Source organism: Rhodococcus artemisiae (genome assembly GCF_036327795.1).
Classification (GTDB): domain Bacteria; phylum Actinomycetota; class Actinomycetes; order Mycobacteriales; family Mycobacteriaceae; genus Rhodococcus; species Rhodococcus artemisiae.
Genome location: NZ_JAUTXY010000022.1, coordinates 73,063 through 80,419, shown reverse-complemented (window position 1 = coordinate 80,419; position 7,357 = coordinate 73,063). Strand labels below are relative to the sequence as shown.

Below are 7,357 nucleotides of genomic sequence, written 5' to 3'. Positions count from 1 at the left end.
CCACGCCGCCGATACATCTCGACCATTTCCCCCGCAAAACACGCTCCCTTCTCGTGAAAGACGCCCGTCATGACGGCCTATCGCACGATCATCGTCGACACCGACGGATCCGACCGCTCCTACCGTGGGGTCGACCACGCCGCCGAACTCGCCCACGCCACCCACGCCCGGCTCCTGATCATCTACGCCCGCCACCACATCGACGCACGTGAGCTCGGGGCGGACCTCGACCGGCTCGGACCCGACGCCTACCAGCTACGCGGCACCACTCCCACCGAGGCCATCCTGCGGACCGCCCACCAGCACGCCCTCGCCCACGGCGCCACCGACATCGAAACCCACATCCTGTCCGAACCCGCCCCGCACGCGCTGCTGCACCTGGCCGCCGCCACCGGCGCCGACCTCATTGTCACCGCCGATCCCCACCGGCCACCGCTGCTGGCCCGGCTGCTGACTACCCCACCGATCGAGCTCGCCCGCAAAGCCCACTGCGACATCCTCTTCACCACCGCACGGTAGACACACCCCACAGAAAGCGCCCATGACCGAGAACACACCCAGCACCCATACACCCGAGCCCCGACAGGTCCCGGACTGGATTCCCGCCTTCCCTGTGCTCGCACCCGACTCCGCCGACCTGCCACCCCACCACGACCACTGCCTCGGCTGCGGACCGGCCAACCCCCACGGCCACCAGCTACGCGCCCGCCGCGACGCACACGGCGTCCACGCCCACCACCGCTTCGACTCTCGCCACGTCGGCGCCCCCGCGATCGCCCACGGCGGCGCGGTCGCCACCGTCCTCGACGAACTGTTCGGACTCCTGCTCTACACCGTCGGGGAACCCGCGGTCACCCGCCACCTTGCCATCGACTACCTCGCCCCGATCCTGCTCGACACCCCTTACACCCTCCGCGCCCACATCCACGCCCGCGACGGCCGCAAACTCCACCTGCAAGCCACCATCGAAAACGACCACGCCCACGTGATCACCACCGCCACCGCCCTGTTCCTCACCGTCGACGTCAACCACTTCCTCACCCACAACACACCCCCACACACCGATAACACCCCCTGACCTGTTCCGTAACCGGATCGGCCACCGGAACACCACGCAGAGCCAACGTCGGCCCAGCTCACCGGTGTTCCGTAGAGGTGTTCCGCTGACTGTGCCGGTCAACCCCCGCTATCTGGAACACTTTCGGCATGGGTGAGCCGTTCCGCGTCGGATACTGCCGCTGCTCCACCGACGAACAAGACGTCGAGATCCAAACCGAGCAGCTATTGGCGCTCGGAGTGCCGCGTGAGCGGATCTTCATCGACAAAGGGTTCTCCGGGACCACCCGCAAGAACCGGGCCGGGCTCGACAACGCACTCGCCGCCGTCACCTCCGCCGCGGCGGCCATCGACGGGCGACAGGTAGTGCTGACCACGCCGAAGTTCGACCGATTCGCACGCAACATGGCCGAAGCAGGCCAGACCCTGACCGAACTGCGCGAGCGCGAGGTGCTGTTCGGACTCGGGAGCTCGATCTACGACTGGAACGACCCGTTCGGCAAGCTCTTCCTGCAAACCTTGGCCATGGTCGCCGAATTCGAGGCCAACCTCAACCACCTACGCACCCGCGAGGGCATGGCCAAGGCCCGCGCGAAAGGCAGGCTCAAGGGCAAGCAGCCGAAACTTCCTCTCACGGCACGGAAAACAATCCACCGCCGCTACCACGACCCCGCCGACGACGCGAGCCTGGCGGACCTGGCCGAGGAATACAGCGTCGGCCGCTCCACCATCCACCGCATCGTCAGCAGTGCTGCACCACGAGCCTGAGAATTCACCAGCCTGTCGTCAGGATCCCGCTACTTTGCACTTCCTGACAACCTTGGGTTGCGGGCCCTTACGTCCCACACGAGTTCTGGCCCGAATCGGATCGTCGGCGAGCTGGGCGGATACGCCGCGCCCGCCAGGAGCCGGTGGCGAGACAGACGATCGTTTCGACCCAACAGGCCGAGCGGATCACCGACCGGGCACTACGCCATATCCGCCCGATTTTCGGCAAATGCTACGGCTACCCCGCGTCATGCGAGACAAGTTCGTCTTCCTGTCCGTGCAGAACGAGCGCATCCAGCACAAGCGTCAACTCTGACCCTCACTGTAAATTCGGTATTCCTAGTCTTTCCGTTCTGTTCGGTATCCATCAGCGCGCCTTCGTGGGCGGCGGTAGGCCGCGAGAATGTCCTCGCGGGCCTTCGGACGAAGCTCGTCGAGCAGGTCTTCGATCGCTGCCCCGGCCTCGAGTCGGTCGATGATCGCGCGGGGATCTTCACCACCGAAGTCCCCTGCCATCGCGCAGGCGGCACGGATGTGCTGCGCCACGGTCTCTCGCACCACGTCCTCACCGAACGGCTCGAGGCGTTCACGTAGCGAACGTCTCGGGCCGTTGCGGGTGTTATCGGGCATATGGACTCTCCTGTGGCGTTCGGGGTGTTTATCGGTTCTTACTCGACCGGTCCGACATCCTGGTGCTCCGGTGTGGGTGGGGATGGCCGGTGGCCATAGGCTGGAAGTGGTTCGGACCGGGGCGGTTGCTGCGCCCCGGTCCGAGCTTCCTGTGTGTCAGATGGTGAAGATTCCGATCAGATGCCAGATGGTGCGGGCGGTCTCGTGGGGCAGCTCGAGATTGATCGGCCAGTCGGCTCGTGCGGTGAGGTGCGCTGCGGTGGGCCCGGTGAGCACCTGGACGTACAGTCCGTCGTCTCCTCGGACCGCGGTGAAGGTTAGGCGGTCGACGCCGGCGTCCCACACCAGCAGCCCGTCGTCGAGGACGACGGACTCCGTGATCCAGTCGCCCCCGTCGGCGTTGCTGTCGCAGCTGGCGTTGCCGACCTCGATCAGTGCGGCGCGGTGGGCCGGGGTGAACGGCGCAGTCACACGCTCGGATCTCGGACTGAGACCGAACAGACCGATCTGCGGAGCAGGGCCTGCGAAGTCGTAGTCAATGCTGGGGGTCATGCGGGGTCCTCTCGAGTCGTCGTGGCAGGAAGGCGGCTCTCGCCTCCCTGTGGGTGGGGGTCGGTCAGCGGATCCGTCGGCACGAGCGGCATTCCCAGCCATTGGATTCGCGCACACAGGTTCGTGTCTGCTCGCACATCCAGCAGCGTTGGCCTCGCCGTTCGGTGTTTTCCTCGTCCGGGCGCAGGAGAGCGCGGGTGGGGTCGGTTGCTGAGCCCGCCTGCACACCTCCCGTCCTGGTGGTGGTGTCGGTGTCGTGGAGTGCGGTGGTGGTGGTGTGCAGTGCATACCTGGAGAAGTCCGCTCGGACGTGGGCGTCGCGTTCTTCGATGTCGTGGACCGTGAGGGTGTGGCGGTCGGTTTCCTGAAGGAAGTCACCGAACGCGGCGCGGCAGGTGTCGCACACTTCGAGTTCTCCTGCGACGGGCTGGCGGCATCCGGGCAGGATGCAGGTCGCCCACAGGCTCATCAGGTCGGATGTGGTCATGTCGTCTCTTCCGGATCGGCAGCGGATTCGGTCAGGACACCGGGGCGGGACCGTGGCCCGCCCCGGGATCGTCAGGCGTTCGCAAGCGCGGCGCCGATGACCGCCTCGATACGCGAGGGCTGCACGTCCCATTCCTCGGCGTCGCGCAGCAGCTGCGAGTGGCGGCCAGCAGCTCCGAGATGTTCGGTCCGGTGGAGATGTTGCGTGCCAGAGCTGCGAAGTCGCCCGCGACCGCGTCGGCGCGGCGAAGAATCTCGTCGGTCGCGATCTCCTGAGAGGTCGGTTCGAGGTCGCGTGCCGCCTCGGAGCGGCGCATCACCCCGCCCGCACCGTCTTCCTTCCAGATGTGCGAGTCGTACACGACGCCGTCGACGACCAGATCGTCGCCGACCACGTCCCGGTGAAAGTCGAATCCCTCGAACTGCTGGTCCGTCTCGTTGTGCGCCATTGCTGCACTCCCCTGCTCGACGTGAGAACGGTGGTGGCCCCGACCGTTCTTTTGCCCTTCTGGCAAAGGAGATGTAGACCGGCATGAGGGGGCCGGAGCGCAACTTCTGGGACGGAAAAATCTCGGTGGAGCGCAGCGGAGGAGAGAATTTTCCGGGCCGTAGGCCGCGCAGCGCCCAGGGGTTGCGTGCAGGTCACCGCCGGTCAAAATCGGAAGGCCAGAAGGGAAAAAGAAAGCTCTTCAACAGGGCGGAGCGCAGCGGAGCTCGAATCGGTGTGCGCCGGAGGCGCACCGGCTGTCCGGCGTCGGAGGTGGTGCACCGGTGGGTGAGTGCCAGTCCAGCACCACGTCTCCACAGTAAACGCCTTTGACGTCGGTCAGGTTCGCTACCTGCGGATCTGTCCGGGACAACCTGGTGTGTCCGCATCCCTTCCCAGCGCCGCTTATCGTGCTGTGGTCCCATTCTGATTCACACCAGAGGAGCGTCCGTGTTCAAGCTTTTCCGTTGCAGGACCCGAGCTACCGCCATTGCGACTGAGCCTCGTGTCGGGGAGCGCGTGGAGACGGTGTCACCGGCCGATCTCGAGCGTGCGCAGCAGTTTGCGGCGGAATTCGAGGTCACAGGCTCGTTCACCGACCCGGACAGCGAGGAACACGCCCTGTGGAAGGCCGGGAAACTCGTGCCGTACTACCTCACCCGTCTGCTCGACGCCGGCGGCCACGTCGGTCCCAGCGTCGATGCTGCCTGCCTTGCGGAAGAGCCTGCGGTTGATCATTGGGAGTTAGGCGCGGAATACCCAAGTTGGGAGCAGACTGTCGCTTTGGCTCAGTTACTCGATGTGCGTGTCCGTGATCTGACCCATCCCGACGCCAGGCCTCGCCACCATGAGGTTCGCCCGCGAAGGAGGCTTCCAGGTCTTGTGATCTTGTCGTTCGAGCCGGCCGCGGTCGAAGCATCCACTCAGTGATGTTCTTCGAGTCGGGAACGATCAGGATTTTCTCCGTTCTCAGAGCACGGTGACCTTGTCCGAGGTCTTGATGGGAGCACCTTCGGGTCCGGCGATGTATGTCGAGATCCACATCGGATGATGCCGCTGTTCGCTCGGGTACCACTGTCGTTTCCAGTGCCCGCGGACTGTCCAGCGGTTCGTGTAGTTCCGAGTGGTGGGTGTGTCAGGGGCCGGCCGTTTACCTGCTGGCGGACGGTAGGACAGGTACGTGATGTTCGTGGACGTCCGGCCCTGTTTCCCTCGCGTAGAGCCGGGTCCAGAGGCAGACCTCATCTCGGTGGTGCGCTGCCTCAGCATATGGGTGAAGGAGATGAAGATTTCGAGGATCTGGGTGGAGGCCCACCCCTGGTAGATCTTCCGCACATCTTTCTGTGCGTCGGCAGGCATCCCTGGCGTGTATCCACCGATCTCTCGGAGGCTCGGGGGGGTATCGCTTTCGAGGGGGCTGAGAAGAGCTTCCGCGGTCGGGAGGGGGAGGTACAGGTCATTGATGAAGCGATTTCCGTAGCCGGTCTGGAGCGAGCCATCGTGGTCGATGAAGGACTGGGCCCCTTCCGCAGGAACGAGTTGCACCGACAGTAAATCGTCGTAGAGGACTTCCCAGAGCATCAACAACGGGTTATCCGCGTGCGAGAGATAGACGACCCCTGTGGGCGACGGCAGATCCGCTGGGGTGACGCTCACCTCGGCGGATGTTTCACTGCCGGCCAGTATGAGTGCGGTCATTTCCTCGGAGGCGTAGTACGCGTGTTTGTCCTGGATTGCGCCGCTCGTGCAACGGTAGGCGATATACATCGCCACCAGGGTGTGTTCGTCGACCGCGCCGGGGGTAGTCGTATTGGATCCGATGCAGAAGTAGTGCTCCCGGTTCACCAGCAAGGTTTCGGCCGACACGTTGGCCATCTGGCACCAGCGAGCAAGGGTAGGTCCGATTCTCCTGGTCTTCCGAAACTCAGCGAGTTCGGGGACCACTTGCCCGAAGGGTTTGAGATGTTCGAACACGGGTGTCGCTGTGTTGTCGAGGGCCTCAAGCAGTAGCGGCATCTGCGGGGGCCTCAAGTCAGCCAGCGCCATGTGTGCGCGCCGACGGACCGCCAGTCCGTGGTTGAACTGTTCACGGGGTTTGAACTTCCGAGGTTGGGAAGGTGCCGGTTTCCGCTTTTTTGACTTGCCCATCGTGATTCCCTCCCATGTGGTGTGCAACGTTGCGGAGCACTGCGGCAGACAACGATGCCATCGGTAGCGGCGCGGTGCGCGCTCGTTCACAGCGGGTCGTGGCTATGCCGGTTGCAACTCACGCACCGGTGCAGAGACCTCGATTGCAGGCAATGGTGGCACCGCGAAGCCTTCGGTTTCGGCGGCTGCAACGAACAGTCGCCACCGCCGGCTGACGGTGGACTTGTCCACGTGCAACCGTTGCGCAACCTCGGTCTGCTTCAGGTGCGGGTCGTCGATGAGCATGGCTACAACTTCCTTGACCGTCTTGGTGAAGTTGCAATCGGCGAGGAACCGGTGCAACCCGTCCGGAGTTTGTGGGTAGCCGTTGCGCGTTGCACCGTCTGCGTGCTCGTCCACGACCGTTGTGTTGGCAACGGAAGGCTCGTAGACAGGGGCAACTCGCGGTGCGTTGGCATCGATAGAGTCGCGGTCGACCTCAATCTGTGTTGCATCGTTGTCGTCGCATGTATGAGGTGCCAACGCCGGTGCGGCGGCTGCAACCACGGTGTGGGCGTGCTCGTCCACTGAGGTGAGGTGCGGTGCGGTGCTCGGGGCTGCCGCGAAGTCGTGGGCGGACGCGGGTTGCACGGTGGTGCGCGGCGCGGTGGCGTTGCGGTGCTGGGCACGCTCGTCGATGACTACCTGCAACAGCATGGTGAAGAGATGAAATAGGGCGAGCCACAACAGCGGGAAGATCGCCGCGATGATCGCCGCGATCGCCGGTGGTTGCGGAACAAAACCGAGGTCCTCCCCCGCTGCAACGCGAGCGATGTTGCGGGCGGCCATCTGCCAGGAGTGGTAGGCGTTGCCAACGACGCTCAGAGCGACGGTGACGATTGCCAACGCCATGCAGTAGAAGCGTGCATAGCCGTATTTGCCGGAAACCCGGAAGATGACATAGCCGGCTGTTGCAGCGGCTTGTGCAACGTCGATGGCAACCGGGGCCATCCATGCGCGACTCGGATGCACGTTGATCTCGATGGCCAGTGCACGCAGCGCATCGAAGGAGAGGGTAAATGCGAGTGCGGCGAGGAACAGTGCCATCGCTGCAACCGCCACGATGCCCAGCATCTTCGGGCGGATCGTTGGCAACTTCCTACGCAACGAGCCGGTGGGGTGGGCTGTATCGTCGGACATGACTCAGGGAACTCCGATCTGCTGTTTTCTGGTCATGGGCGTCCTGCGGAG

10 protein-coding genes are annotated in these 7,357 nt (G+C 64.4%); 4 read left to right on the top strand and 6 right to left on the bottom strand.

The genetic code is table 11. The annotated features are described in order from the left end of the window. Positions 1-69: 69 nt before the first annotated feature. The 3 genes from Q7514_RS30420 to Q7514_RS30410 all read left to right on the top strand — a co-directional run bounded on the left by Q7514_RS30420 (position 70) and on the right by Q7514_RS30410 (position 1,824). Positions 70-519 (top strand): universal stress protein, encoded by a 450-nt coding sequence (locus Q7514_RS30420; protein WP_033098578.1) that lies wholly within the window; start codon positions 70-72, stop codon positions 517-519. A 22-nt stretch (positions 520-541) separates the two neighbouring features. Beyond that, positions 542-1,078, top strand: a complete 537-nt coding sequence (locus Q7514_RS30415) for a PaaI family thioesterase (protein WP_006553199.1) — start codon at positions 542-544, stop codon at positions 1,076-1,078. Positions 1,079-1,206: 128 nt separating this feature from the next. Then, a complete protein-coding gene (locus Q7514_RS30410) occupies positions 1,207-1,824 on the top strand; it encodes a recombinase family protein (protein ID WP_006553200.1) in 618 nt (205 codons plus the stop codon). A gap of 339 nt (positions 1,825-2,163) precedes the next feature. On the opposite strand, the gene Q7514_RS30405 is transcribed toward Q7514_RS30410, so the two are convergent. From Q7514_RS30405 to Q7514_RS30390, 4 genes are all read right to left on the bottom strand, one after another. Beyond that, positions 2,164-2,454: a hypothetical protein gene (locus Q7514_RS30405; protein WP_330136979.1), complete on the bottom strand. Its 291-nt coding sequence runs from the start codon at positions 2,452-2,454 to the stop codon at positions 2,164-2,166. Positions 2,455-2,610: 156 nt separating this feature from the next. Next, positions 2,611-3,006 carry a hypothetical protein gene (locus Q7514_RS30400; RefSeq protein WP_330136978.1) on the bottom strand — a complete coding sequence of 132 codons (396 nt, stop codon included), beginning with the start codon at positions 3,004-3,006 and terminating at the stop codon, positions 2,611-2,613. A gap of 64 nt (positions 3,007-3,070) precedes the next feature. Next, positions 3,071-3,493, bottom strand: a complete 423-nt coding sequence (locus Q7514_RS30395; protein WP_330136977.1) for a hypothetical protein — start codon at positions 3,491-3,493, stop codon at positions 3,071-3,073. Positions 3,494-3,524: 31 nt separating this feature from the next. Further along, positions 3,525-3,941, bottom strand: a complete 417-nt coding sequence (locus Q7514_RS30390; protein WP_330136976.1) for a hypothetical protein — start codon at positions 3,939-3,941, stop codon at positions 3,525-3,527. 557 nt (positions 3,942-4,498) lie between these two features. Here Q7514_RS30390 and Q7514_RS30385 point away from each other — a divergent pair. After that, positions 4,499-4,909 carry a hypothetical protein gene (locus Q7514_RS30385; RefSeq protein WP_330136975.1) on the top strand — a complete coding sequence of 137 codons (411 nt, stop codon included), beginning with the start codon at positions 4,499-4,501 and terminating at the stop codon, positions 4,907-4,909. 39 nt (positions 4,910-4,948) lie between these two features. Here the strand turns inward: Q7514_RS30385 and Q7514_RS30380 are convergent, their stop codons facing one another. Both Q7514_RS30380 and Q7514_RS30375 read right to left on the bottom strand, forming a co-directional pair. Beyond that, positions 4,949-5,854 (bottom strand): hypothetical protein, encoded by a 906-nt coding sequence (locus Q7514_RS30380; protein ID WP_330136974.1) that lies wholly within the window; start codon positions 5,852-5,854, stop codon positions 4,949-4,951. Positions 5,855-6,229: 375 nt separating this feature from the next. After that, positions 6,230-7,306 carry a winged helix-turn-helix domain-containing protein gene (locus Q7514_RS30375; RefSeq protein WP_330136973.1) on the bottom strand — a complete coding sequence of 359 codons (1,077 nt, stop codon included), beginning with the start codon at positions 7,304-7,306 and terminating at the stop codon, positions 6,230-6,232. Between the last annotated feature and the right edge of the window lie 51 nt (positions 7,307-7,357).

Bases quoted from the DNA above. Each gene is read 5' to 3' on its own strand.
- Q7514_RS30395 (WP_330136977.1), bottom strand. From the start codon at position 3,493: ATGACCACATCCGACCTGATGAGCCTGTGGGCGACCTGCATCCTGCCC.
- Q7514_RS30410 (WP_006553200.1), top strand. From the start codon at position 1,207: ATGGGTGAGCCGTTCCGCGTCGGATACTGCCGCTGCTCCACCGACGAA.
- Q7514_RS30400 (WP_330136978.1), bottom strand. From the start codon at position 3,006: ATGACCCCCAGCATTGACTACGACTTCGCAGGCCCTGCTCCGCAGATC.
- Q7514_RS30415 (WP_006553199.1), top strand. From the start codon at position 542: ATGACCGAGAACACACCCAGCACCCATACACCCGAGCCCCGACAGGTC.
- Q7514_RS30390 (WP_330136976.1), bottom strand. From the start codon at position 3,941: ATGGCGCACAACGAGACGGACCAGCAGTTCGAGGGATTCGACTTTCAC.
- Q7514_RS30405 (WP_330136979.1), bottom strand. From the start codon at position 2,454: ATGCCCGATAACACCCGCAACGGCCCGAGACGTTCGCTACGTGAACGC.
- Q7514_RS30380 (WP_330136974.1), bottom strand. From the start codon at position 5,854: ATGGCCAACGTGTCGGCCGAAACCTTGCTGGTGAACCGGGAGCACTAC.
- Q7514_RS30375 (WP_330136973.1), bottom strand. From the start codon at position 7,306: ATGTCCGACGATACAGCCCACCCCACCGGCTCGTTGCGTAGGAAGTTG.
- Q7514_RS30420 (WP_033098578.1), top strand. From the start codon at position 70: ATGACGGCCTATCGCACGATCATCGTCGACACCGACGGATCCGACCGC.